The organism is Mycolicibacterium sp. XJ1819, from assembly GCF_053483675.1.
In genome coordinates, this window is the sequence record NZ_JBEFST010000004.1 from 11,331 (window position 1) to 35,894 (window position 24,564).

The following is a 24,564-nucleotide window of genomic DNA, read 5'->3' on the forward strand; positions in this document are numbered from 1 at the left end:
GGCCGCGAAGCCGCTCTGGCGATTGACCGTGACTGTGGGCTTGGTTAATGTCTGGTGTCGATCGATCGTTCGACATAAAGGATCCTGATGGTCAACCCGAACGCCGCATCCTCCTTCGAACCTCTGACCCCGACGATGTATTTGGAGCGCGCGGCGAACGCGCATGGCGACCGAGTCGCGGTAATCGAAGGCGATGACCGGTGGACCTACGCGGAATTACACGAGCGTGCCGGTCGGCTCGCCGGAGCACTCGCCGACCTCGCCTCAGGGCATGCGGTGGCCGTCCTTGCTCCTAATACTCACGTACTGCTCGAAGCGCACTACGGGGTTCCGTGGGGTGGGGTCCCACTTGTGGCGATCAACAACCGCCTGTCAGCTCGTGAGATCGCATACATCCTCGATCACAGCGAAGCGACGGTACTGATCCATGATCCCGCCTTTGACGCTGTTATCGAAGCGGCCTTTGCGCAACTGAGCTCGCCCCCACACCGGATACGTGCAGGCGCCGGTGACGGCGGTGCGTACGACCAACTACTCGCGGCCGCCACACCCGTGTACCACCCGACGACCGATGAGCGGTCGCTGCTGTCCATCAACTACACCTCGGGAACGACCGGGCGCCCCAAAGGAGTGATGTACCACCACCGGGGCGCCTACCTGCAGGCGCTTGCGATGGTGGGCCATACCGGCCTGACTCCGGCGTCCGTGTACCTATGGACGTTGCCTATGTTCCATTGCAACGGGTGGTGCTTCACCTGGGCTGTCACCGCCGCCGCTGCAACGCACGTGTGCTTACCGAAGCCAGACCCGACCGAGGTTTGGCGCCTACTGGATGAGGAACGGGTGACTCACCTCGCGGGGGCTCCGGTCGTGCTGTCGATGATTGCCTACGCGCAACAGGCGAGACCTTTAGACGGGCGGCGCGTGAAAATCGCGACGGGAGGTGCGCCACCGAGTCCAGCCATCCTGCGCCGGATGCAGACTCTCGGATTCGACGTAACCCATCTCTACGGTCTTACTGAGACGTACGGGCCGGCGATGATCTGCGATTGGCGACCCGAGTTCGATGCCTTCGATGCAGATCGACAGGCCCGGCTCAAAGCACGCCAAGGTGTCCCCAACATGATCGCCGCCGCGGCCCGAGTGATCGGCCGGGACGGCACCGATGTGCCAGCCGACGGCCACACCACCGGTGAGATCGCACTTCGCGGCAATAACGTCATGTTGGGCTACTTCAAGGATCCCGAGGCGACCGCCAAGGCAGTGCCTGATGGATGGTTCCGAAGCGGAGATGTCGGTGTGCGCCACCCGGACGGCTACATCGAACTGCGGGACCGCTCCAAAGACGTCATCATCTCCGGCGGAGAGAATATTGCCTCGGTCGAAGTCGAGCAGGTGATCATGGATCACCCCGCCGTCCTCGAGGTCGCGGTGGTCGCCGTTCCAGACCCGAAGTGGGGAGAGGTGCCCGCCGCATTCGTGACCTTGCATGAGGGCGCTGAGGTTACCGAGGAGCAGATCATCGAACACACCCAACGGGTCCTCGCCCGATTCAAGGCTCCCAAATCGGTGACTTTCGGCGAGCTCCCAAAGACTTCGACCGGCAAGATTCAGAAGTTTGTCCTGCGAGAAAAGGCGTGGGCTGGACGACCTCGCCGCATCCAATGACGGTTACATCCATACACGGCATCTGTGAGCCGGAGTTCCGTTCTGTCCACGACAAGCTACAACGAAACATAGTTAGCGGCAAGGAATTAGGCGCACGCCTGACCGTCGTCGTCAATGGGCAAACCGTGGTTGACCTGTGGGGCGGTGCCCGAGATCGTGCCGGCACCCAGCCTTGGCAGGCAAACACTGTGGTCAACCTGTGGTCTATCAGCAAGATGGTGACCAACCTGGCTGCATTACTCCTGGTGGACCGGGGCCTGCTGAATCTCGACGAACCGGTCGCCCGCTACTGGCCCGAATTCGCGGCGGGCGGCAAAGGGGGCGTGCTGGTGCGGCACGTGCTGTCGCATAGCTCGGGGGTCGCGGGCTGGGATCCGCCGTTCTCGCGCCAACAGATGTATGACACCGACTACGCGACCGATCGCCTCGCGAGGCAAAGACCCTGGTGGGCGCCCGGAAGTGCATCTGGCTATCACGCTCAATGCCAGGGTCATCTGATCGGTGAACTGATCCGGCGGATTACTGGATCGCGACTCACTGAATTTGTGCACGCTGAGATCGCCGGCCCTCGGGGCGCTGACTTATGCATCGGAGCCCGCGACATCGATCCCGACCGTATCGCCGAACTCGCTGCGCCTCCGCCTACACGCCTGCATCGGCCTCCGGGGTTCGATCCATACGTGATGATCCGAACGTTCTCCAATCCCCATGTCGACGCCCGTGCAGCCGAAACCGCCGACTGGCGTGGTGCCGAACTAGGCGCCCTGAACGCACACGGCAACTCGCGGTCGGTTGCCAACATCCTCTCGGTACTCGCCGAAGGAGGGGATGGCTTGTTATCGACTCGAACAGTCGACCTGGTTTTCACTCCCCAACATCAAGGGATCGACCGCGTTCTCGGCATACCAATTACTTGGGGACTTGGATACGCCCTTTCGAGCCCGGCGATTTCGTCCCTGCCGCCAGGGAAGCGTTGCTTCTGGGGAGGGTGGGGCGGCTCACTGGCGGTCATAGATCCAACGAATGGAGTGACCGCCGTGTACACAATGAACCGTATGGGACCCGAAGTGATCGGCGGGGAAAGGAGCGAGGAATACATGGCAAGTGTGTTCAACGCCGTTCGGTCCCTTCGATACACGGGACGATCCGTCGCTCGTTGAGAAGGCGCCGCATATCATTTGGGCTAGCTGCCGCCCGTTTCGGCCTCGTACTTGCGGGGTCATGTGCTCGATGGCGCTGATCTGCGTCTGAGCCAGGTCGGCGCGCACCTCGGTGGCGCGCGCCGCGGCGTCCAGCGTCGGCTGCGCCTGGCCCTGGAAGTGCGGGATCACCTCGGCGGCAAACAGTTCGGCCGACCGCTTGGTGGCCGCCGGGTTGGCCCATTCGTGGCCCATCTGCAGCATGCAGCCGAACCCACCGGACTGGTCCCACAGCCGCTGCACCTGCGCACGGGCCTGGTCGGGCGTGCCGATCACGCCCGCGCCCGCGCCGTTGATGATGTCGATGACCTCGTCCATGCGCTCGCCCGGCATCTCCATCTGCGGGAAGGCCGCCACCTTCTGGAAATACCGGTACCAGGACTCCAGACCGAACCGCACGTCGGTCCGGGCCTGCTCCTCGGTCTCGGCGATGTGCATGGGACAGACCAAAGACCAGGTGCGGCGGTCCACCGTGGTGCCGAACGCGGCGGCACGTTCCTCGGCGATGCCCCAGTGGTGGGCCAGCGCGTCGAACCCCTCGACGACCAGTGTCGCGCCGATCGACAACAGTCCGATGCCGTGCTTGCCCGCCAGGCGCGCACCGGTCGGCGAGGCCACCGCGGCCACCGCCAGGGGGATGCCGTCCTCGGCGTAGGGCGCCAATTGCAGTCGCGCGTCGTGCAATTCGTGGGTCGGGGTCTTGGCGGTCACGGTCTCGCCGGCGAGTAGCCGCACGACGATGTCGAGGTTGGTCTCGAGCAGTTCGCGGGTGTCGGTGGGCGTCAACCCGATCATCGCCGAGTCCGTCGGCAGCGACCCGGGCCCCATGCCGCCGATGATGCGCCCGTGGGTGAGGTGGTCGAGCAGCATCAACCGGTCGGCGACCCACAGCGGGTTGTGGTAGGCCAGCGAGATCACGCCGGTGCCGAAGCGGATGCGCCTGGCCCGTTGGGCCGCGGCGGCGATGAACACCTCCGGCGAGCCGATGATCTCGCTGCCCGCCGAGTGGTGTTCGCCGATCCACGCTTCGTCGTAACCGAGCGCATCGAGGTGCTCGACGAATTGCAGGTCACGCTGCAGCGCGAGGGTCGGGTTGGTGCCGGCGCGGTGAAACGGCGCGATGAAGTACCCGAACCGCAGCTTGGCCATGCCTGCAAACTACTGCGTCACGTACACCCCGAAGACCCAAACGACGGTCGCCAGCAGCGCACCGGTCAATTCGACGCCGACCGACAGCGCCACGCCCTTGAGCGCATGTGTGGTGGACGTCCACGCCAGCCGCTGGTCGCGACGGTTGGCCAGTTCGGCGAGGTAGACGCCGACCACGAACCCGATCGGCAGCCCGAGCACGGGGATGACGAAGAAGCCGATGACGCCCAGCACCGCGCCGACCACCAGGGTCGGGGTGCGCACGTCGGCCTCGCGCATCCGCCGCATCGGCCATAGGTACTTCACCAGCGTCGCGGCCCCCAGCAGCAACGTCACCACCGCCAGCGTCACCCACGCCGTCGTGTCGCGTTCCACGAACGCCCACACCGCGATCGCGGCGAACACCAGCAGCGTGCCCGGCAGCAGCGGCACCACGATGCCGACGATGCCGACCGCGATGGCCAACGCGACCAGCACGATCCCGCCGGAACTCATGGGTCGAATGTACGCATCACGGGCGCTGTGCTCGCACCCATTGGATGTTGGCGACCCTGTTGGTGCGCACGCCGGAGAACCCCCGCTGTTCGAACAGGTCGCCGAGGTCGTCCTCGCTGAAGAAGTGTGCGCCGCCGCCGGACAACAGCCGCAGCGGCAACGGCGCCGCGCCGACGGTCGGCACCATCACCGCGATCCGCCGGCCCGGCCGCAACACCCGGAACATCTCCGCGACCGCCGACGACGGCTCCGGGATGAGCTGCAGCACGGCCACCGATGTCACCGCGTCGACGGTCTCGTCGCGAAACGGCAGCCGCTGGGCGTCGGCCCGCAGGAATCCGACGGCCGGACCCGCGTGGGCACGCACCGCCCGGGCCAGCATCGGTGCGGAGATGTCGACTCCCAGGGCCACCCCGCCCGGTCCGGCCGCGCGGGCCAGCGCCGCGGTCACGTTGCCGGGGCCGCTGCCGACGTCGAGCGCGACACCGCCCGCGGGGATGTCGAGCCAGTCCAGCGGCAGCCGCCAGGCGCTGACGAATCGGCGGGCGAAGGCCTGCGCGTTGTCGTAGAACATCGACCCGGGTTTCGAGGCCCACACGGCCTGGATGACGCCGGTGTTGCGCGGCGGCGCGGCGTCGGCCGGTGCCTGGCCGCTGAGCAGGTCGAGGTAGCCCTTGCCGACATCGGGGTGCGTCGGCGGATCGATGAACAGGTCGATGGCCCTTTGCAGCGCGGGCGGCAGGTCGGCTGTGTCGGTCACGACTTCACGCTACTCCGCTGGTTTACGCGCCGAGTTTGTCCGCCAAGTCCAGGAAATCTGTTGCTGTGACGTCAAATTCGCCGTCGTCGACAGGAGGTGGCGGTCGGCGCGGGCCACGCTCGAGCGGTCGTTCGACGTATGCGGTCTTGAGGCCGGCGCTGCGTGCGGCCCGCAGATCGCTGGGATGGGCGGCGACGAGCATCACCTCGTCGGGCCGCAGATCGAGCAGATCGGCGCAGCCGAGATAGGCCTCCCGGTCGGGCTTGTAGTGCCCGAACAGCTCCGCGGAGATCACACAGTCCCACGGCAGGCCTGCCCGCTTGGCCATGTTCGTCAGCAGCGAGACGTTTCCGTTCGACAGCGTGGTGATCAGGAAGCGTTGCTTGAGCCGCGTGAGCCCGGAAACCGCATCCGGCCACGGCTCCAGCCGGTGCCACGCCCGGTTGAGGTGGTCGATGTCGTCGGCGCTCACCGAGGCCAACCCCACCCCCTCGAGCAGTTCGACGAGGTTCATCCGATGCAGGTCGTCGAGTCTGGTCCACGGCAGTTCACCGCGCCGCACCCGCTCCATCGCGGGCACGTAGCCGGCGCGCCAACTGTCGGCGACCGCGGCCCAGTCCCGGTGCGCGTCGTGGGCGCGACCGAACGCCGTGAGTTCGGCGATGATGCTGGAGCGCCAGTCGACGACGGTGCCGAAGACGTCGAACGCCAGCGCTCGAGGTGCGCTCACGGCTCGAGGACGACCTTTCCGAGCACCCCGCCGTCGGCCAGGCTCTGCAATGCGTCGACGCCCTTGGCGAGCGGATAGCGCACCGGCGGGGGCGGGCGCAGCCCCGCCTTGACCAACTCGCCGACGCCGAACTCGAACACCGACTGCGACCCCGGCCTGCGGTTGATGTATTCGCCGTAGCCGACCCCGATCACCGCAACGTTGCGCAGCAACAGTCGATTCACCTTGACCGTCGGGATGCCCGCGCCCGCGGCGAAGCCGATCACCAGCAGCCGCCCTTCGAGCGCCAGCGCGCGGATTGCGTCGTCGAACGCCGCACCGCCGATCGGGTCGACCACCAGATCCGCACCGCGGCCGTCGGTGGCCTCCTGCACGGCCTGCAACCACCCGTCAGTCAGCGGCAGCACCACATCGGCGCCCAGTGACTTGACGAAGTCCATCGCATGGGTGCGGTGCACCATCGCGATCACCTTGGCCCCCAACGCCTTGGCGATCTGGATGCTGGCGACCCCGATCCCGCCTGCGGACCCGAGCACCAGCACCGTCTCCCCCGGCCGCAGCGCACCCCGGCGCGCCAGTGCGAAGTACATCGTCTGGTAATTGCCCAGCAGCGCAACGGCTTCGGCGTCGTCGACGTCGTCGGGGGTGGGCCGCACGTTGTCCGGCGTCACCGCCACCCGTTCGGCCCAGCCGCCCATCATGCTCAGCGCCGTCACCCGCTGGCCGACCTTGAACTCCGACTCGTATGGCGCCCAGTGCACCACCCCGGCCACCTCCATGCCGGGGATGAACGGCGGATCCAGCCGCAGCTGGTACTCGCCGCGAAGCAGCAGCAGATCAGGGAAACTCACCCCCGCCGCGCCGACGTCGACGACGATGGCGTCGTCGCCGCCGACATCGGGCACGTCGGTGTAGACCAGCCCCGCAGGTCCCGTGAGCTCCTGCGCGACAAGCGCTTTCATCGCCGGATCAGCCGAGGCTGAAGGTCGCCTGCTTGGCCGCGGACAGGTCGGTGATCTCGCCCCATTTCGCGGCCACCTCGTCGACGCTGGGCACGTCGGAGAACGTCACGCCCTCGTTCTGGAACAGCGCGGTCCGTTGCACCGTGCCGCCGCCGACGATGAAGATGGCCGCGGTCTCGGGCACCTCCTCGGTGCACAGATACGACACCACCGGCGCGACGTACTCGGGCGTCAGCTTCTCCAGGACTTCCTTGGGCAGGATGTCCTCGGTCATCCGGGTGGCGGCGATCGGGGCGACGGCGTTGGTCTTGATGTTGTACTTCGCGCCCTCCTGCGCCAGCGAGTTGATCAGGCCGACCAGGCCCAGTTTGGCGGCGCTGTAGTTGGACTGGCCGAAGTTGCCGAACAGGCCGCTGGTGGAGGTGGCGACGACCACGCGGCCGAAGTTGTTCTCCCGGAAGTGCGGCCATGCGGCGCGGATGACGTTGTAGCCGCCGTAGAGGTGGACCTTGATCACCGCGTCCCAGTTGGCGAACTCCATCTTGTGGAAGGTGCCGTCGCGCAGGATGCCCGCGTTGCTCACCACGCCGTCGATCTTGCCGAACTCGTCGAGTGCGGTCTTGATGATGTTCTCGGCGCCCTCGGTTTCTGCGACGCTGTCGTAGTTGGCGACCGCTCGGCCCCCGGCGTCGCGGATCTCCTTGACCACCTCGTCGGCCATCGCCGAACCTCCGCCGGTGCCGTCACGCGCACCACCGAGGTCGTTGACCACGACGCTGGCGCCCTCCTTGGCGAGCGTCAACGCGTATTCACGGCCGAGTCCGCCTCCGGCGCCGGTGACGACGACAACGCGATCCTGCACTCCTGGCATGAGCTTCCTTTCTCAGTCCTTATTGCCTTCTTGCGATTTCGGCGTGTGCAGTCGCGCTGACCGCGACCGGCTGCACCGAAATCGCCTAAAACAGCCGTCTGGCGAGCTTCCAAGCCTTCTCTGTATACGGGGGATAGATGAAGGCACCGATGTCGGGTCGGGTGGTCTTGGTCATCACCGTCTTGCGATGGCTGAACTCCTCGAACCCGAATTTGCCGTGATAGGCGCCGGTGCCCGACGGTCCCACCCCGCCGAACGGCAGCTTGTTGGTGGCGAAGTGGAACAGCAGGTGGTTGATCACCATGCCGCCCGCGGGCACCTCCTTGATCACCCGTTCGCGGATGCTCTTGGTCTTGGTGAACAGGTAGGCCGCCAGCGGCTTGGGCCGCGAGTTGACGAACGCGATTGCGTCGTCGAGGGATTGGACGGTGACGATCGGCAGGATCGGCCCGAAGATCTCCTCGGTCATCAGCGGCTCGGCCGGATCGGGGTCGACGACGACGGTGGGCTGGATGCTCATCGACGCCGCGTCCGACTCGCCGCCGATGACGACGTCGCCCTTGGTCGCCGCCAGCGAGGAGGTGAGCCGGTCGAAGTGGCGCTCGTTGACGATCCGCTTACCGCTGGGGTCCTCGGACTCGAAGTGGGTGACCGCGTCCTTGATCTTGTCGACGAGCTCGTCGCGGATCTTGGCGTCGGCCAGCACGTAGTCCGGTGCGATGCAGATCTGCCCGGAGTTGATCAGCTTGGTCCAGGCGATCCGCTTGGCCGCCACGTCGATGTCGGCGTCGGCCGAGACGATCACCGGGCTCTTGCCGCCCAGTTCGAGGGTGACCGGCGTCAGGTGCGAGGCCGCGCCCTCGTAGACCTTGCGGCCGATCTCGGTGCCGCCGGTGAACAGCAGATGGTCGAAGCCCTGGGCGATGAGCTCCTGGCTGACCGACCCGTCACCCTCGATGACCGCGATGGCGTCCCGGTCGAGGTACTTGGGCACCAACTCGGCCATCAGCGCCGAGGACGCCGGGGCCACCTCGGAGGGCTTGAGCACGACGGTGTTGCCCGCGGCGATGGCGCCGATCGCGGGCCCGAGGGTCAGCGCGAACGGGAAGTTCCACGCGCCGATGATCAGCACGGTGCCGTACGGCTCGTACTCGACCCAGCCGCGGCCGGGCAGCTGCGAGAGTTCCAGCAGGCGATAGCGGCGGCGCATCCACTTGCGGACGTTCTTGGCGGCGTACTTGGCCTCGCCGGCGACGCTGGCGATGTCGGCCAGCCACGCCTCGAACGGTTTGCGGCCCAGGTCCTGTTCCAGCGCCGCGGCGATGGCCTGCTCGTTCTCGAACACGAGTCGTTCCATCGCCTGCAGTTGCTGTCTGCGCCATTCCAGCGTCTTGGTGCGGCCGGTGGCGAAGGTGTCGCGCAGCCTGCGCACCACTCCGGGGATGTCGGAGGTGGCCTGTGCGGCGGCAACGGATTCTGTGGTCATGGTGGGTGTCCTTCCTGACCCGGCGAATACCCGATCCTAACCAACCGGTTGGGCCGCGGCATACGTCACGCGAGCGGGGTCAGGCCCGCTGCGCGGTGACGAACGAGGAGAACGCGTCGCCGTCGGCGTCCTCGGCCGACAGCACCCAACGGTCCAGCCGGCGCATCGCGTCGGTGGCGGTGACGGACTCCGCGCGCCACCCGTGCCCACTCAGCCACTGCGCGACATCCGCGCGGTCGGGATCGTCGTACATCAGATCCGCGACGTCGGGCGTCTCCTCCATGCCCAGCTGCGCGGCGACGCGCGCGAACTTCTCCCGCGTCTCGGCCCGCCGCTCGTCGCTTCGCGCGCCGACCGCCTCGGCGGCGATCCGACTTCCGGGCGCGCTCAGGGCCGTGACCTGTTCGAACAACCGGTCCTGCGCGTCGGCCGGTAGATACATCAGCAGGCCTTCGGCCAGCCAGGCGGTCGGCAGGTCGGCATCGAACCCCGCCTCGCGCAGCGCCGCCGGCCAGTCCTGGCGCAGATCGACAGGCACCGCGTGGCGGCGTGCCGACGGCAGCGCGCCGTGCTCGGCCATCCGGGCCGCCTTGTACTCCAGCACCTTGGGCTGGTCGATCTCGAAGACCACGGTGCCCGCCGGCCACGGCAGGCGGTACGCCCGCGCGTCCAGGCCGGAGGCCAGGATCACCACCTGGCGGATCCCCGCCTCGACGGCACCGGCGAAGAACTCGTCGAAGAAGTGGGTGCGCACGGCCTGGTAGTTGCCCATGTGCTCGAAGATCGCGGCGGCCTCGGCGTCGAGTTGGTTGACCTTGGCGACGAATTCCTCGTCGAGGATGAAGTCCCACACCCCGGGCCCGACACCCGCGACCAGGTCCTTGGCATGCGGATCGCGGATCAACGGGTCGGCCTTGGCGGTTTCGGCGGCACGCGCCGCGGCGACCATGACCGCGGTGGAACCGACGCTGGTCGCGATGTCCCAGGTGTCGTCATCGGTGCGCAACGAACTCATGGTCGTCAATGCTACCGATTAACTTAGGGAAGCTATGCGACCCCTGGCGTCAGCGACTCAGGTCTGCAAATTCCACAGCTTGTTGGCCATCAGCAGTTCGAACTTGTCGACCACCGCGGCCAGTTCGTCGTGGTCGCCGACGAACCCCGCGTAGAAGCCCATCCCCCACATCACCGCCACCAGCATCTCGATCAGGGAGTTGACGTCGGTGTCGGTGGTGAGCTCGCCGCGTTCGATCGCGTCGTTGACCGCCCAGGAGATGAACTCCCGCGAACTCACCAGCGAGTCGTTGGCCTCACCGACCAGTTCTGGATGACGCTGCGACTCGAGCACCGAGGTCACGAGAAACGCTGCCGCCGAACGGTCTTCGGAGTCGACCTGCATGGCCGCGGACAGAAATGCGGTGATCCGGTTGAGCAAACTGGTCTCGTTCTGCGCACGGGCCATCCCGGCGCTGACGACCTTCGCGTCGGTCTGTTCGACGACTTCCCGCCACAACACCCGCTTGCTGGCGAAGTAGTGATTGATCGCGGGCCGGGTCAGGTCGGCCCGTATCGCGATCGCCTGAAACGTCGCGGCGTCGTATCCGAGTTCGCTGAAGACCTCGCGCGCCGCCTGTACGATGCGCTCCCGCGTCTCGGCGGCCTTCGCTGCAGGAGGACGTCCCGGGCCCCTACTCGCGGTATGTTGCGGCACAGTCAAATTGTGCCACAGCTCACCGGAGGGTCTGCGGCGTATCGATCGGCGGGCGATTCCCTCAGCAAATTCCTCACGGTGACGGGCGAACACTGAGCGTGCGAAACCGGCGAACGAGCGATTATCGTGCGGTCTCATGGCCAGCGTCACGTCCCGTGACTCGTACTTCGCGACGGGTCTGGAAGTCCTTTCCGACCTGGGTTACGGCGGACTGAAGCTGGCCGAGGTCTGCCACCGGCTCGGCGTCACCACGGGGGCGTTCTACCACTACTTTCCCAACTGGTCGGCCTACACCAAGGAGTTGGTGTCGCACTGGATGCAGGAGCAGACGGTGCGGGTGATCGCGACGGTGCGCGCCGAAGCCGATCCGCGCCGGCGCATCGACAGCCTGATCCAGGTCGGGCTGGGCCTGCCGCACAGCGCCGAGGCCGCGATTCGGGTGTGGAGTTCGCTCGACCCGCACGTGCACTCCATCCAGGCCGCGGTCGACCAGCAACGTTTCGACATCATGTACGAGTCGGCGTTCGAGATCCTGCAGAACAGCCGGCAGGCGCACGTCTTCGCCGCGTGGGCCCTGTTCCAGCTCGTCGGTTTCGAGCAGACGGCCCTGCCGTTGGACGCCGCGGCGCTCGAGTGGGTGTTCGGCCGGATGCGCGCCGCCCTCGATTCCGGTGACTTCGCTTCGGTGCCCGACGACCGTCGGCGCTGACGATGCTCCGGTGGTGGCGCCGCGCGGTATATCGACTCCGGCAGCGCGACCCCGAGTTCGACGCGCTTCGGCGCGCGGGGCGGGCGGCCATCGTGGTGCCGATCGCCGCGGCGATCAGCTTCGCGGTCGCCGACGGTTCCCAGACACCGATGTTCACGATCTTCGGTTCGGTGGCTCTGCTCATCGTCGTCGACTTCCCCGGTAACCGACCCGCGCGCGCACTGGCCTACGTCGGCCTCGGCGTCAACGGGGTGGTCCTGATCACGCTGGGCACCGTGGTCGCGCCCTATCTGTGGGTCAGCGTCGCGGTGATGTTCCTGCTCGGGGTGCTGGTGACGTTCAGCGGTGTGCTCAGCGAGATCATCGCCGCGGGCCAGCGCGCGACCCTGCTGACGTTCGTGCTGCCGGTTTGTACACCGGTCGGGCCGATCTCCGAGCGGCTTCTCGGCTGGGCGATCGCGGTGGCGGTGTGTGTGCCAGCGGCGCTGTTCTTGTTCCCGCCCCGCCACCACGACGAGATCCGCCGCCGCGCGGCCGGCGTGTGCCACCGGTTGGCCGACGCCGTCGAGGGCGCGGCCACCGCCAAGGACGTCACCCGCGCGATGAACGAGCTGTGGGAGACGTTCATCGGCGCGGACTATCGGCCCGTCGGGCTCACCGCGGGCAGCCGGGCGTTGGTGCGGGTGGTCGACGACCTGGGCTGGCTGTCCGACCAGATCACCACCGACACCGCCGAGATGCTCGCCGATATGAAGCCGCCCGTGGTGCGGGTGCTGCGCGACTGCGCCGCGGTGCTGCTGACCTCCGACCCCGTCACTCGGGCCGCCCTTGGCGCCGACCTCAACCTGGCGCTGGCCGAACTGCGCGCCGCCGCTCAGGGGCACTACCGCGAGAATCTCGCCGAGATCCTCGGTGAACCCGACGACGCCGCGGCGGTGTCGGTGGGGCGCCGACTCATGCGCCGCCGCACGTTCTCGGCCACCGTCGGGGTGACCGGCCGCATCATCCGCAACGCCGCGGCCGCCGACGCCCGTCCGGTGTGGGCGCGGGTGCTGGGCCGCGGCCTGCCCGAGACCGGCACCGCCGACTGGGTGATGCCGGAGACGACGGCGGTCGCGGCGATCACCAAGGGGTTCGTCGCCGCCAGGGCGGTGGCGTTCCGTAACAGCGTGCGCACCGGCCTGGGGCTGGCCTCGGCCGTCGCGGTCACCCATCTGTTTCCCGTGGAACACGGCTTCTGGGTGGTGCTGGGCGCGATGTCGGTGTTGCGCAGCAGCGCATTGACCACCGGCACCCGGGTGGTGCGCGCCGTCACCGGCACCGTCATCGGCTTCGGCCTGGGTGTCGTCGTGATCGAACTGGTCGGCGTCGAACCGGTGGTCATGTGGATGCTGCTGCCGGTGGTGGCGTTCGGGTCGGCGTTCGTGCCCGAGGTCGCGTCGTTCATCGCCGGGCAGGCGGCGTTCACGATGATGGTGCTCATCGTGTTCAACCTGATCGCGCCGACGGGCTGGAGCGTGGGCCTGGTCCGTGTCGAAGACGTCATCATCGGCGCGCTGGTCGGCGTCATCGTGTCGCTGTTCCTGTGGCCGCGCGGTGCGCGCACCCGGGTGTTCCGGGCCATCGACGAGAGCTACTCGGTGGGCGCGAAGTTTCTCCTGTCGGCGGTGCTGCGGGTGACCCGGGGCGCCTCCGAGCACGCCAACGACCGGGTGATCGCGCTGAGCCATCAGGCGCTTTCGGCCACCCGCACAGTCGATGATGCTGTGCGACAGTATCTTTCGGAGAGCGGCGGGGCCACCGAGCTTCGTGGGCCGATGGTGCGCGCGGCCAACCGTGCCGTCCGGCTGCGCGCGGTGGCGGAATTGATCGCCGATGTGAACCCCCCGCCGCTGGGCGTCTACCCGGCCAGCCGCTCGGTGCTGGAGGCACACGCCGAGACCGTCTGCTCACGGCTGACAGGGCAGGACAGCGGGCGCGCGCCGGTGCCGATCAGCGACGACTTCGTGGTGGCCCTGCGCGCCGAAGCCACCGACGACGACCTGGCGGTGGCCGCCGCCCTGCCGCTGTTGTCGGTCGCGGCCCACCTGGGTCACCTCGAGTTGCTCTATCCGCGGGCCGAGCCGCGACCGGAAGCGGTCGGGCACGCGAACTGACCGCTTCCAGGACACCGCGGCCCGCCCTCTCCGGCCACCGGAAGCCGACGCCGGCTGGCGACAACCGCGCAGCAGGCACAAGGTGTAACGTCCGCCGACAAGCGCTCTACCTGCGGTGAGTCCGCAACCGCGCGAGATTGCGGACCGAGCCCCTTCCACCGCCCTTTAAGATTGGCTGCGTGCAATCAGCCCATCGACTTGAGGTGAGCGTTTGCGCTATCCGAAGCCCGTCAGAGAGTTTGCTGTGGGTTCATCAGCACATTCTCGAAAGGCTCAGAAACCGGGGAGGTGCACAGCGCGTGCACCGCTTCGGTGCGCTGTTGGCGGCGCTGCTCGTGGCGTTGGTCAGCGCTCCTCCCGCATCGGCGATCGAGCCGCCCACGATCGACCCGGTGGCCGTACCGCCCGACGAAACGGGACCCGACCAGCCGATGGAACAGCGTCGGGTGTGCTCGGCGCCGACGGTCTTCCCGGACTCCAATTTCGCCGACAAGCCGTGGGCCAACGACTATCTGCGGCTCGGTGAGGCGCAGAAGTTCGCGACGGGCGCGGGCGTCACCGTCGCCGTGATCGACACCGGAGTCAACGGGTCGCCGCGGGTGCCCGCCGAACCGGGCGGCGACTTCGTCGACCAGGCGGGCAACGGCATGTCGGACTGCGATTCGCACGGCACGCTCACCGCGTCGATCATCGCCGGACGACCGTCGCCGACCGACGGTTTCGTCGGTGTCGCGCCCGATGCCCGCATTCTGTCGCTGCGCCAGACCTCGGAGGCGTTCCAGCCGGTCGGCGCCCGCAACGACCCCAACGATCCCAACACCACCCAGACCGCGGGGTCGCTGCGCAGCCTCGCGCGCGCGGTGGTGCACGCGGCCAACCTCGGCGCGCAGGTGATCAACATCAGCGAAGCAGCGTGCTACAAGGTGACCCGGCCGATCGACGAATCCGGCCTCGGCGCCGCGATCAATTACGCCGTCAACGCCAAGGGCGCGGTGATCATCGTCGCCGCGGGCAACACCGGACAGGACTGCTCGCAGAATCCGCCGCCGGATCCGGCCATGCCCGCAGACCCGCGCGGCTGGAAACAGGTGCAGACCATCGTCAGCCCCGCGTGGTACTCGCCGCTTGCGCTGACCGTGGGCGGCATCGCCCCGAACGGGCAGCCGAGCAACTTCTCGATGTCGGGGCCGTGGGTGGGGGCCGCGGCGCCCGCCGAGCACATGGTCGCGCTCGGATACGACGGCAACCCGGTGAACGCGCTGCAGGGCCAGGACGGTCCGATCCCGATCAGCGGCACCTCCTTCGCCGCCGCCTACGTCTCGGGTCTGGCAGCGCTGCTCAAACAACGCTTCCCCGATCTCACCGCGGCCCAGGTCATCAACCGGATCACCGCCACCGCACGGCATCCCGGCGGCGGCGTGGACAACTACGTCGGCGCGGGCGTCATCGACCCGGTGGCCGCATTGACGTGGGACGTGCCGGAGGGCCCGGAACGGGTGCCCTACAAGGTCAAGGAGATTCCCCCGCCGGCGTACGTCCCGCCACCGGACCGGGGCCCGATCACCGCCGTCGTCGTCACCGGGGTCGTCCTGGCCGCGGCGCTGGGACTCGGCGCGTTGGCGCGTCGCGCCTTGAGGCGCCGATGACGCGGGTCACTAGCCTGTTCGGGCTACGCTTCACGACGGGTCACGCCGTCTGGGCGGCGGCGTTGATTCCGGCGGCCGTTCTCTTCTTCGCAGCGCTGGATCTGCTGTGGCTGGGCATCACACTGGCGGTGCTGATCGCGCTGGGCGCGGTGGTGACCATCCGGGGGCGACGGCTCGCCGGCTGGGTGGCCGCGGTCTTCGCGCTGCGTCGACGTCACCGCAACGTGCCCGGCCAGCCCTCCGAGCCCGCGGTCGGGGCGACCGTGATGCCCGGCGACCACGTGGCGGTGCGCTGGCAGGATGACTATCTGGTCGCGGCCGTCGAGCTGATCCCGCGGCCGTTCACGCCGACGGTGATCGTCAACGGCGAGGCGTACACCGACGACGTGGTGCACACGCACCTGGTCGAGCAGTTGTTGGCCGCGCACTGTCCGGACCTCGAGGCCGACGTCGTCTCGGCGGGTTACCGCGTGGGCAAGACCGCGCCCGCCAGCCTGGTCGGGCTCTACGAGCAGGTCATCGGGCCGTATCCGGCACCCGCGAACCGGCGAACCTGGATTGTGCTGCGGGCCAACCCTGAACACACCCGCAAGTCCTCACAGCGGCGCGAATCCGGTGTGGCCGGGCTCGCGCGGTATCTGGTCTCCTCAGCGACCCGTATCGCAGATCAGTTGGCCAGCAACGGTATCGATGCCCGTCCCAGCCGCAGCTTCGACGACTACGACCGGGCCACCGAGATCAGCTTCGAACGCGAAACGTGGTCATCGATCAAGGGCCGCAGCACCTTCACGTCGGCCTACAGTGCACCCGGCGGGCCTGACGTGTGGTGGTCAGCACGCGCGGACCACACGATCACCCGGGTGCGGTTGCGGCCCGGCGCGGCCCCGACGTCGACGGTGCTGCTGACGACACTGGCGAATCCGACGACCCCGCGGGGCTTTTCGTGTCTGTTCGGCGGGCAGCGCGCAGCGTTGCACGGGATGAGCCCAGTCAACGATCACCATTACGAACTACCGATCGGCTCGGCCGGCGTGCTCGTCGGTGAGACGGCCGACCGCTACCCGGTCTACATGCCCTTCGACGATGTGGATGTGAGCATCAACCTGGGCGACGCGCGGTTGTTCACCCAGTTCGTCGTCCGGTCAGCGGCGGCGGGTGCGGTGGTCACGTTGCTGCCACAGTTCGGCGAGTTCGCGGGTTTCGTCAACGGTCACATCGGTCAGGTGGCCAAGGTCGCATGGCCGAAGGCCACGACGTTTCTGGGTCCGCATCCGGGTATCGGTCGAGTCGTGTTGCGGGAGAACTTCATCGATACGCCGCGACACGCAAGCCTGCCGATCCGGTTGATCAACCCGCGCGAGGAAAGTCGCTACCAGATGGTGCTGGAGGGCTGACCGATGACGACGGCGGCCGTGCGAGCGGAGGTGTGACCATGTCGAACGAGGTGCGCGTCAACCCAGCATCGCTGAGGGCACAGGCGACGGCCATGACGGCCCAACTCTGGATGACACCGTCAGGGCAGGCGCTTCCACCGGACGCCCTGCCGTTGGCGAAGACGGCCGTCACCAAACTCAACGAAAACGCCCGGGTGCTCATCGAATACCAGAAGTGGGCGCAGGCCGAGAACACGCGCATCGCAGAGATGCTCACCAATGCGGCCGCCGCTTACGAGAAGATCGACACGGAGTACAAGGACAAGCTCGACGATCCCGGCCGTCGGTCGGCGATCAACGCGATCCCACTTCCCGCCCCGGCCACCGAGTTGCCGCCGCTTCCCGACTCCCCTTCTGCATCAACGGGGGTGAGCGCAGCCGGATACAGCGACGTCAAGAAGACCGAGACCGATCTCAGCGCCGGCGACCACGGTAGTTCGCTCGATGCGGTTCAGGCCGAGTGGACGACGGCGCAGGGCTTTGTGGAGAGCCATGCGATGCAGAAGGTCGATGTCGACTGGGAAGGCGAGGCGGCCGACTCCGCGTTCGCCAGGATGAACGCGTTCAGCGAATGGCTTCACCAACTGTCGGCCGCTTGGGGCCGGCTGGTCCACTCCGCGGCCAAGCTCAGGGCTTCGCACCTGACCGCCGCCAACACCCACGTTCCCATCTTCACCAGATACGTTGCGCTGGAAGCGCAATTGCCCACCGCGCAGGGCGCGGCGGTGGAAGCCATCGTCAAGGAACTGCAAGAGCTTCAACGCCTCTCTGACGAGGTGCGCGAGGAGTACGCCAAGAACGCGACCGTCGACACCGTCCAGCTCGAGGACCCGCCCGGCGCGCAGCGCGGCGGAGCGGGCGTCTCCGCAGGCGGTTCCACGGGTGGCGGTGGCGGCGACCGGCCCACCGGTGACCCGGAGGCGGTGGCCCAACGGATGAGCGAGTCGCTGGGACAGGCACCACCGACCACCGCCAAGCCGGCAGGTGGCGCACCCAGCGGAGCAGGGGCGCCGGCCGGTGGCGGTTCCCCGTCGGGCGGCGGATCCCCTGGTGGCGGCGCGCCGACGGGTGTGCCGTCGGGGGTGCCCGGTGGCGAAGCGCCCAAACTCCCCACCGATCCGAGTCTGCGACCCGCGGCCGCCGGACGCGGCGGTGGTGGTTCGGGTGCCGGCGGCGGTGGTGGCGGCAAGGGGGCGATGCCGTTGTCCGCGGCGGTCACTGCCGAGACGGTCGCGCCGGCACCGCCGATACCGGTGGCCACCGGGGCAGCGGGCGCCGGAACCTCACCGACCGGGGCGATGATGGGCGGGGCGATGGGCGGCATGCCGATGCACGGCGCCGGCGCCCAGCAGGGCAAGGAGAAGCGCCGCGATCCGCGGCTGGCGCCCGACGAGGACCTCTACACCGAAGACCGGCCGTGGACCGAGGGAGTCATCGGTAACCGTCGACGCCGGGAAGTGCAGGAGGGCAAGCAGGAGGGCCAAGCCAAGTGACCGAGAACATGCACCCCGAAGTGGCCGCGGTTTTGCAACAGGCGCAGCAACTGCAGTCGATGATGGACGAGCAGCTGCACAAGATGGACACCGAAACCTACACCGCCACCGATGAATCCGAGACGGTCGAGGTCACGCTCAATGGCCACCACCATCTCACCGGTGCGTTCATCGAGGATGGCCTTCTTCGGTTGGGCTCCGAAGCCGTGCAGCAGCGACTCAATGAAGCGCTGCAGAACGCGACGGCCGCGGCGACCGCGGCCGTCGCTGAGGATCGGGCGCGCATCGACGCGGCCGTCGCCGAGATCACCGGAGATTCGACGAGTGCGGACACCTGGTGACGGGGCTGCCACTTCGTTTGCCGACGCGGGCGACCGTCTGGGTTTGGCCGGTGAATTGGGCGATCACTTTTCGCTGCTCCCAGTGGGGTTTTCGCGACACTAGGCCGTGAAGCCGCCGTCGACGTTCCAGGTCGCACCGGTCACGAATCCGGCCTCCGGGCCCGCCAAGAAGCTCACGATCGAGGCAACATCGCTGACATGCCCGTAGCGGCCCAGAGCCACCCCCTTCTTCAAGCTCTCGGAAAACTCCTCGCCGTTGTCGGGATTCGCGTCGGTGTCGATCGGACCGGGCTGCACGTTGTTCACGGTGATACCGCGCGAGCCGAGATCGCGGGCCAGGCCCTGGGTGAACGAGGCCACCGCGCCTTTCGTCATGCCGTACACCGAAAACCCGGGCGACGGCATGGAGTCCGCGTTGATGCTGCCGATGTTGATGATCCGAGAGCCCGCGCCTAGATGCGGCACCGCGGCGCGGGTCGCCCAGAACATTCCACCGATGTTGATCGCCACGAGACGATCGAATTCTTCGCCTGGAAACTCGTCGATCGGCGCCGCATAGGCGACAGCGGCATTGTTCACCAACACGTCCAGGCCCCCGAGTTCGGCGACGGTCCGCTCAACCGCGGCGGTCACCTGCCCTGGATCGGCGGCGTCGGCCTGGATCGCGACGGCCCGGCCGCCGTGTTCGGCGACTTCCGCGACGAGCTTCTCGGCCTGAGTCGCCGACGCCGAGTAGGTGAAGGCCACCTCGGCTCCGTCGGCTGCCAGTCGTCGTACCGTCTCGGCGCCGATTCCGCGCGAACCCCCGGTGAGCAGTGCTCGCCGCCCGGTCAAAGTCGCTGTGCTCATGTCATTGCCTTTCCGACGCCTTCTCAGATGATTTCGAACCGCTGTGTTACCTACTACCCTCACGTCAAGACGCTTGGCGGCCCACATATTCCCGTCGGGTCGCGCAGACGTGGTGGATCTGCGATGGCGGTGGGGCATCGCCGTCCAGGCCCGCAGCGGGGCGTGCCGCGCCGATCTGCATGCCGCGGCCGACAGGGCGCTGGCGGGTTGGCCCGGCGCCGACGTCAGCTCGCGAGCAACCCGTCGATCTGGTTGATCGCCTCGGTGGAGCCCTCTTCGACGCCCATCTCGAGCACCTTCTGCAGGCCCTCGGCCGATTCGTAGGTGCTGACGTAGGTGACCCTGGTGGCGCCCTCACCGATCTGCTCGAAGGTGTAGACACTGTGCGCGACCGGCATGTCGCTCGCCGGGTTGAGATCGTCGTCGGCGAACCCGTCCTCGAAACTGAAGCTGCGCGGCTCATCCACCGCGGTGACCTTCCAATAGCCGCCGTACTTCGCGCCGTCGGGTCCGGTCATGTAGTACGTGACGGTGCCGCCCGGGGTCAGCGAATGCTCGACCACCGTTGCCGGATACGTCGGCGGACCCCAGATCTTTTCCAGCTGACGTGGGTCGGCGTAGATCTGCCAGACCCGCTCGACAGGCGCCGCGAATTCCGCGGTGATCGTCAGGGTGCGGTCGTCGATGTTCTTGTCGATGTTTGTGACAGGCATGGTTATTCCTCGTTGAGTAGGTCGTCGATGCGAGCGATGCGGCCACGCCAGACGTCTTCGAGCTCGGTGAGCATCGAGGCGACTGATCGCACCGCCTCCACCTCGCCGCTCGCCAGCTGCTCGCGCCCCTGGCGGCGCTTGGAGATCAGTCCTGCCTTCTCCAGCACGGCGACGTGCTTTTGTACCGCGGCGAAGCTCATCTCGTAATTCGCCGCGAGCGCGGTGACCGAGTGTTCACCGGCCAGCACCCGACGAAGGATGTCCCGCCGCGTCCGGTCAGCCAGGGCGTGGAAGAACGCGTCCGCCCTGTCCTCGTCCCGATCCGTCACCCTCTCCAATATACAACTGATTGGTTGTATGCTGTCAACCCTCGGCTCGCGCGCCGGCCAGGATCTCCGTGGCCATCTCCCGCATCTCGACCTTGCGCACCTTGCCGGTGACCGTCATCGGGAACTCGTCGACGAAATGGACGTACTGGGGGATCTTGTGAGACGAGATCTTTCCGGTCGCGAACTCCTTGAGCTCGGCTGCGGTGAACGGTTTTGCCTCTGCGCGCAGGCGCACCCATGCCATCAGCACCTCGCCGTACTTGTCGTCGGGCACGCCGATGACCTGGGCGTCGAGAATGTCGGGGTGGGTGTACAAGAACTCCTCCACCTCACGGGGGTAGATGTTCTCACCGCCGCGGATCACCATGTCCTTGATGCGGCCGGTGATCTTGACGTAACCGTCGGCGTCCATCACCGCAAGGTCGCCGGTGTGCATCCAGCCGTCGGCGTCGAGAACCTCAGCGGTCTTGTCGGGCTCGTTCCAGTAGCCCAGCATGACGCTGTATCCGCGGGTGCAGAACTCCCCGGGCACGCCGCGGGGCACGACCTCCCCGGAGTCGGGGTCGACGATCTTGATCTCCAGGTGCGGCCCCGCACGACCCACGGTGCCGACCCGCAGGTCGAACGCGTCGTCGGTTCGGGTCTGCGTCGAGACCGGTGACGTCTCGGTCATGCCGTAGCAGATCGAGATCTGCGCCATGTGCATCTTGTCGATGACCTGACGCATGACCTCGGCCGGGCACGGCGAACCGGCCATGATGCCGGTGCGCAGACTGCGTAGGTCGTAGCCGTCGAAATCCGGCAGGTTCAGTTCGGCGATGAACATCGTGGGCACGCCGTAGAGACTGGTGCATTTCTCGGCCTCGACGGCCGCCAACGTCTTCGCCGCGTCGAAGCCGGCGGCGGGGATGACCATCGTCGAACCGTGGGTGGTGGCCGCGAGGTTTCCCATCACCATCCCGAAGCAGTGATAGAACGGCACCGGGATGCAGATCCGGTCGGCGGCAGTGTAATTGCACAGCTCGCCGACCAGGTAGCCGTTGTTGAGGATGTTGCGGTGGGACAGCGTGGCGCCCTTCGGCGCGCCGGTGGTGCCCGAGGTGTACTGGATGTTGATCGGGTCGTCGGCAGACAGCGCCGCGGTTCGCTCGGCCAACGCCTCCAACACCTGCGGTGACGGTTCGGCCGACAAGTCCGCCCAGCCGGGCGAACCGATGATGACGGCGTGGTCGAGTCGAGGACACCCCGCCTTGGCCGCGTCGAGCATGCCCACATAGTCGGCGCCGCGGAACTCCGCTGCGGCGATCACCACCCGGATGTCGGCATGGTTGAGGGTGTATTCGAGTTCGTGCTGTCGGTAGGCCGGGTTGATCGTGACCAGGATGACCCCGCATTCGGCGGCGGCGTATTGCGTGAGAACCCATTCCGCGCAGTTCGGCGCCCAGATGCCGATGCGGTCCCCCGGCGCCAAACCCAACCGCATCAAGCCGACTGCCAGCTCCTGCACCTGGGCGCAGAACTCGCGGTAGGTCCAGCGTCGGCCGGTGGGAACGTCGACCAGGGCCTCACGGTCCGGATGCGCAACGGCCGTCTGGCGCAGGGATTCCGGGATCGTCATCTCCAGCAGCGGTGGGTTGCTCTCGCCGCGCGCATACGACGGCGCCGCGGCGTACCGCTCCCGCAGCCGACCCTTGACCAGCTTGCCGGTCGGCGTGCGCGGGAGGTCGTCGTCGAATTCGTAGCGGCGCGGCACCTTGTAATGCGCGATGCGCTCACGCAGGAAACTATCCAGCGTCGCCGCCAGTTCATCGTTCGTCGCCCGGTCGGCTTTGCTGGCCGGATGCACCACGGCGACAACAGATTCCCCCATCTCGTCGTCGGGCACTCCGATCACGGCCACGTCGAAGACCGCTGGATGCAGCGCCAGCGCGTTCTCGATCTCCTGCGGGTAGATGTTGACCCCACCGGAGATGATGGTGAACGACTTGCGGTCGGTCAGATACAGGTATCCGTCCTCGTCGAGGTAGCCGATGTCGCCGCTGGTGGTCCAGGTCGGGTGGTCGGGGTGGCGGGTCTCGGCGGTGCGGTCGGGATCGTTGTGGTACTCGAACGGCACCACCTCGCGTTCGAAGTAGACCGTGCCGATCTGCCCGGCCGGCACGTTCATCCCGCTGTCGTCGCAGATGTGCACGACGCCCAGCCGGGAGCGGCCGACCGATCCGGGACGCTGCAGCCACTCCTGGCTGTCGATCATGGTGACGCCGTTCATCTCCGTGGAGGAGTAGTACTCCAACAGGATCGGGCCCCACCAGTCGATCATCGCCTGTTTGACGTCGACCGGGCACGGTGCGGCGGCGTGCACCGCGGACCGCAGCGACGACACGTCATAGGATTCGCGCACCGAAGGGTCGAGTTTGAGCATCCGGATGAACATCGTTGGCACCCATTGACTGTGGGTCACCCGGTACCGCTCGATCATCCGCAATGCCTCTTCGGCGTCGAATCTGCGCATCATCACCACGGTGGCGCCGCTGCGGTGGGCCATCGCCATGAACCGCAGCGGGGCGGCGTGGTAGACCGGCGCCGGCGACAGGTAGACCGAATCCGCATCCAATCCGATGGTGGGGCCGAACAGAGCTGTGACCGCGTCGCCGGGTTGGTCCACCTCGCGATCGGGAAGCGGAACCTTGATGCCCTTCGGAAACCCGGTGGTGCCCGAGGAATACAGCATGTCCACCCCGCACGGCTGAGCGGGCAGGGGTTGTGGCGAGGCCGCCGCGATGATCGCCTCGTAGTCGTCGAAACCGTCCACGTCGCCCAGGGCGATTTTGCGCTCGACCCTCGGCGTTTGCGCGACGACGGCACCTGCGATCGCCGCGTAGCGTTGGGCGACCACCAAAGTGGTTGCGCCGCAGTCGTTGACGATGTAGGCGATTTCGTCTGCACTCAGCTGCGAGTTGATGTAGGTGATGTACAGGCCAGACCGGATGGCAGCCCAGTAGATCTCCAACGCGCGGGCCTGATTGTCGCTCAGAATCGCCACATGGTCGCCGGGCCGGACACCCTCGTCGTAGAGGTGCCGGGCGAAGCGCTGCGACCGGCTGTCGAGTTCCCGGTAGGTCAGGGTCTCACCGGTTTCGGCAACGATGACCGCCGGCTTGTCGGGGGTGCTTGCTGCGTGGGTGCCCGGGTACATCGGCGTACTCCTCTGTGCTGCTTACGATTCAGTGGTGGTGATGCCCCATGCCGACGCGAGCCAGATCGCCCGGACGGTGTCGAGCATGGTGCGGGTCTGCGACTCGGCGCACCGGTTCACGCGATCCTGGTAGAACACGTGCATGGTCATTTCCAGGAGCGTGCGGACCAGTGTGGGGACATCGTCGGAAACGGGTCGGGCGTGGCCGTGTTCGCGGTCCTTGATCACCTGGTCGGCCAGGATGCCCGCCAATCGCTCGTTCCAGTTGTCCCAGAGGGTGGCCAACTGTTCGTCGAGCGGGATGGCCTGCACCGACGCGACGAGGACGGCCTCGTGCGCATGCCACTCGGCGACCGCGGCGCCGGCGGTACGGTCGATGAACTCGGCGACCGTCTCGTTGTCGAACCGGACGAAGGCCTTGGCCCGCTCCATGAGGTCAGACCAGACGTCGGAGGTCAGCACGGCCAGTGCGGCGTACTTGGATTCGAAGTAGAAGTAGAACCCGGATCGTCGAACGCCGGCCTCCTCGGCGATCTCGCCGACGGTCAGTTCCCCGATCGGCCGGTGGGCGAGCAGTTTCGTCAGGGCGTCGAGGATCGCCCACTGTTGCCGTTGACCTTTGCTCGGCGCTCGCCGATCCCCGGTCACCGAAGTGCCAGACACCGTGT

At 67.4% G+C, this 24,564-nt stretch carries 21 protein-coding genes and 2 pseudogenes; 8 read left to right on the plus strand and 15 right to left on the minus strand.

All coding sequences use genetic code 11. The annotated features are described in order from the left end of the window. Positions 1–87: 87 nt before the first annotated feature. Positions 88–1,668: an AMP-binding protein gene (locus ABQE89_RS05305; RefSeq protein WP_448414864.1), complete on the plus strand. Its 1,581-nt coding sequence runs from the start codon at positions 88–90 to the stop codon at positions 1,666–1,668. After that, positions 1,665–2,828, plus strand: coding sequence for a serine hydrolase domain-containing protein (locus tag ABQE89_RS05310; protein WP_448415264.1), 1,164 nt, complete (start codon positions 1,665–1,667; stop codon positions 2,826–2,828). The genes ABQE89_RS05305 and ABQE89_RS05310 overlap by 4 nt, the downstream gene beginning before the upstream one ends. Before the next feature lie 23 nt (positions 2,829–2,851). Here the strand turns inward: ABQE89_RS05310 and ABQE89_RS05315 are convergent. From ABQE89_RS05315 to ABQE89_RS05355, 9 genes and pseudogenes are all read right to left on the minus strand, one after another. Then, a pseudogene (locus ABQE89_RS05315) lies at positions 2,852–4,016 on the minus strand (LLM class flavin-dependent oxidoreductase). 9 nt (positions 4,017–4,025) lie between these two features. Next, a complete protein-coding gene (locus tag ABQE89_RS05320) occupies positions 4,026–4,511 on the minus strand; it encodes a DUF456 domain-containing protein (RefSeq protein WP_448414866.1) in 486 nt (161 codons plus the stop codon). 16 nt (positions 4,512–4,527) lie between these two features. Next, complete coding sequence (locus ABQE89_RS05325; protein ID WP_448414868.1) at positions 4,528–5,271, minus strand: methyltransferase domain-containing protein; 744 nt, start codon at positions 5,269–5,271, stop codon at positions 4,528–4,530. Positions 5,272–5,293: 22 nt separating this feature from the next. Then, positions 5,294–6,001 (minus strand): haloacid dehalogenase type II, encoded by a 708-nt coding sequence (locus ABQE89_RS05330; RefSeq protein ID WP_448414870.1) that lies wholly within the window; start codon positions 5,999–6,001, stop codon positions 5,294–5,296. Then, a complete protein-coding gene (locus ABQE89_RS05335) occupies positions 5,998–6,963 on the minus strand; it encodes an NADPH:quinone oxidoreductase family protein (protein ID WP_448414872.1) in 966 nt (321 codons plus the stop codon). Before ABQE89_RS05335 ends, ABQE89_RS05330 begins: the two co-directional genes overlap by 4 nt. Before the next feature lie 7 nt (positions 6,964–6,970). After that, positions 6,971–7,834 (minus strand): SDR family NAD(P)-dependent oxidoreductase, encoded by an 864-nt coding sequence (locus tag ABQE89_RS05340; protein WP_448414874.1) that lies wholly within the window; start codon positions 7,832–7,834, stop codon positions 6,971–6,973. An 85-nt stretch (positions 7,835–7,919) separates the two neighbouring features. After that, on the minus strand, positions 7,920–9,320 hold the full coding sequence (locus ABQE89_RS05345; RefSeq protein WP_448414876.1) for an aldehyde dehydrogenase family protein: 1,401 nt from the start codon (positions 9,318–9,320) through the stop codon (positions 7,920–7,922). Between the two features lie 79 nt (positions 9,321–9,399). After that, a complete protein-coding gene (locus tag ABQE89_RS05350) occupies positions 9,400–10,335 on the minus strand; it encodes a class I SAM-dependent methyltransferase (RefSeq protein ID WP_448414878.1) in 936 nt (311 codons plus the stop codon). Positions 10,336–10,392: 57 nt separating this feature from the next. Beyond that, a complete protein-coding gene (locus ABQE89_RS05355; protein WP_448414880.1) occupies positions 10,393–11,031 on the minus strand; it encodes a TetR/AcrR family transcriptional regulator in 639 nt (212 codons plus the stop codon). Positions 11,032–11,167: 136 nt separating this feature from the next. On the opposite strand from ABQE89_RS05355, the gene ABQE89_RS05360 reads away from it, so the two are divergent. From ABQE89_RS05360 to ABQE89_RS05385, 6 genes are all read left to right on the plus strand, one after another. Further along, positions 11,168–11,740: a TetR/AcrR family transcriptional regulator gene (locus ABQE89_RS05360; RefSeq protein ID WP_448414882.1), complete on the plus strand. Its 573-nt coding sequence runs from the start codon at positions 11,168–11,170 to the stop codon at positions 11,738–11,740. A 2-nt stretch (positions 11,741–11,742) separates the two neighbouring features. Beyond that, a complete protein-coding gene (locus ABQE89_RS05365; protein ID WP_448414884.1) occupies positions 11,743–13,896 on the plus strand; it encodes an FUSC family protein in 2,154 nt (717 codons plus the stop codon). Between the two features lie 299 nt (positions 13,897–14,195). Next, a complete protein-coding gene (gene mycP, locus ABQE89_RS05370) occupies positions 14,196–15,542 on the plus strand; it encodes a type VII secretion-associated serine protease mycosin (protein ID WP_448414886.1) in 1,347 nt (448 codons plus the stop codon). Continuing rightward, positions 15,539–16,936, plus strand: coding sequence for a type VII secretion protein EccE (gene eccE / locus ABQE89_RS05375; protein ID WP_448414888.1), 1,398 nt, complete (start codon positions 15,539–15,541; stop codon positions 16,934–16,936). Before mycP ends, eccE begins: the two co-directional genes overlap by 4 nt. Before the next feature lie 38 nt (positions 16,937–16,974). After that, positions 16,975–18,468, plus strand: coding sequence for a PPE domain-containing protein (locus ABQE89_RS05380; RefSeq protein ID WP_448414890.1), 1,494 nt, complete (start codon positions 16,975–16,977; stop codon positions 18,466–18,468). Continuing rightward, positions 18,465–18,809, plus strand: coding sequence for a YbaB/EbfC family nucleoid-associated protein (locus tag ABQE89_RS05385; RefSeq protein ID WP_448414892.1), 345 nt, complete (start codon positions 18,465–18,467; stop codon positions 18,807–18,809). The genes ABQE89_RS05380 and ABQE89_RS05385 overlap by 4 nt, the downstream gene beginning before the upstream one ends. Positions 18,810–18,908: 99 nt before the next feature. Here ABQE89_RS05385 and ABQE89_RS05390 read toward each other — a convergent pair whose 3' ends face one another. The 6 genes and pseudogenes from ABQE89_RS05390 to ABQE89_RS05415 all read right to left on the minus strand — a co-directional run bounded on the left by ABQE89_RS05390 (position 18,909) and on the right by ABQE89_RS05415 (position 24,559). Then, positions 18,909–19,658: a 3-oxoacyl-ACP reductase family protein gene (locus ABQE89_RS05390; protein ID WP_448414894.1), complete on the minus strand. Its 750-nt coding sequence runs from the start codon at positions 19,656–19,658 to the stop codon at positions 18,909–18,911. Positions 19,659–19,882: 224 nt separating this feature from the next. Further along, complete coding sequence (locus ABQE89_RS05395; RefSeq protein ID WP_448414896.1) at positions 19,883–20,371, minus strand: SRPBCC family protein; 489 nt, start codon at positions 20,369–20,371, stop codon at positions 19,883–19,885. A gap of 2 nt (positions 20,372–20,373) precedes the next feature. Next, entirely contained in the window at positions 20,374–20,700 is a 327-nt protein-coding gene (locus ABQE89_RS05400; protein WP_448414898.1) for an ArsR/SmtB family transcription factor, read from the minus strand. Between the two features lie 34 nt (positions 20,701–20,734). Then, positions 20,735–22,861 (minus strand): AMP-binding protein, encoded by a 2,127-nt coding sequence (locus ABQE89_RS05405; RefSeq protein WP_448415266.1) that lies wholly within the window; start codon positions 22,859–22,861, stop codon positions 20,735–20,737. Then, positions 22,838–23,896 (minus strand): annotated as a pseudogene (locus ABQE89_RS05410) (AMP-binding protein); the annotation flags it as partial. The gene ABQE89_RS05405 and the pseudogene ABQE89_RS05410, both read right to left, overlap by 24 nt. 21 nt (positions 23,897–23,917) lie before the next feature. Next, on the minus strand, positions 23,918–24,559 hold the full coding sequence (locus ABQE89_RS05415; RefSeq protein ID WP_448414900.1) for a TetR/AcrR family transcriptional regulator: 642 nt from the start codon (positions 24,557–24,559) through the stop codon (positions 23,918–23,920). Positions 24,560–24,564: the final 5 nt, after the last annotated feature.

Excerpts from the sequence above, each read along its gene's own strand:
- ABQE89_RS05365 (WP_448414884.1), top strand. The coding sequence starts at position 11,743 with ATGCTCCGGTGGTGGCGCCGCGCGGTATATCGACTCCGGCAGCGCGAC.
- ABQE89_RS05350 (WP_448414878.1), bottom strand. The coding sequence starts at position 10,335 with ATGAGTTCGTTGCGCACCGATGACGACACCTGGGACATCGCGACCAGC.
- ABQE89_RS05390 (WP_448414894.1), bottom strand. The coding sequence starts at position 19,658 with ATGAGCACAGCGACTTTGACCGGGCGGCGAGCACTGCTCACCGGGGGT.
- ABQE89_RS05335 (WP_448414872.1), bottom strand. The coding sequence starts at position 6,963 with ATGAAAGCGCTTGTCGCGCAGGAGCTCACGGGACCTGCGGGGCTGGTC.
- ABQE89_RS05320 (WP_448414866.1), bottom strand. The coding sequence starts at position 4,511 with ATGAGTTCCGGCGGGATCGTGCTGGTCGCGTTGGCCATCGCGGTCGGC.
- ABQE89_RS05345 (WP_448414876.1), bottom strand. The coding sequence starts at position 9,320 with ATGACCACAGAATCCGTTGCCGCCGCACAGGCCACCTCCGACATCCCC.
- ABQE89_RS05380 (WP_448414890.1), top strand. The coding sequence starts at position 16,975 with ATGTCGAACGAGGTGCGCGTCAACCCAGCATCGCTGAGGGCACAGGCG.
- ABQE89_RS05305 (WP_448414864.1), top strand. The coding sequence starts at position 88 with ATGGTCAACCCGAACGCCGCATCCTCCTTCGAACCTCTGACCCCGACG.
- ABQE89_RS05340 (WP_448414874.1), bottom strand. The coding sequence starts at position 7,834 with ATGCCAGGAGTGCAGGATCGCGTTGTCGTCGTCACCGGCGCCGGAGGC.
- ABQE89_RS05360 (WP_448414882.1), top strand. The coding sequence starts at position 11,168 with ATGGCCAGCGTCACGTCCCGTGACTCGTACTTCGCGACGGGTCTGGAA.
- ABQE89_RS05395 (WP_448414896.1), bottom strand. The coding sequence starts at position 20,371 with ATGCCTGTCACAAACATCGACAAGAACATCGACGACCGCACCCTGACG.
- ABQE89_RS05310 (WP_448415264.1), top strand. The coding sequence starts at position 1,665 with ATGACGGTTACATCCATACACGGCATCTGTGAGCCGGAGTTCCGTTCT.
- eccE (WP_448414888.1), top strand. The coding sequence starts at position 15,539 with ATGACGCGGGTCACTAGCCTGTTCGGGCTACGCTTCACGACGGGTCAC.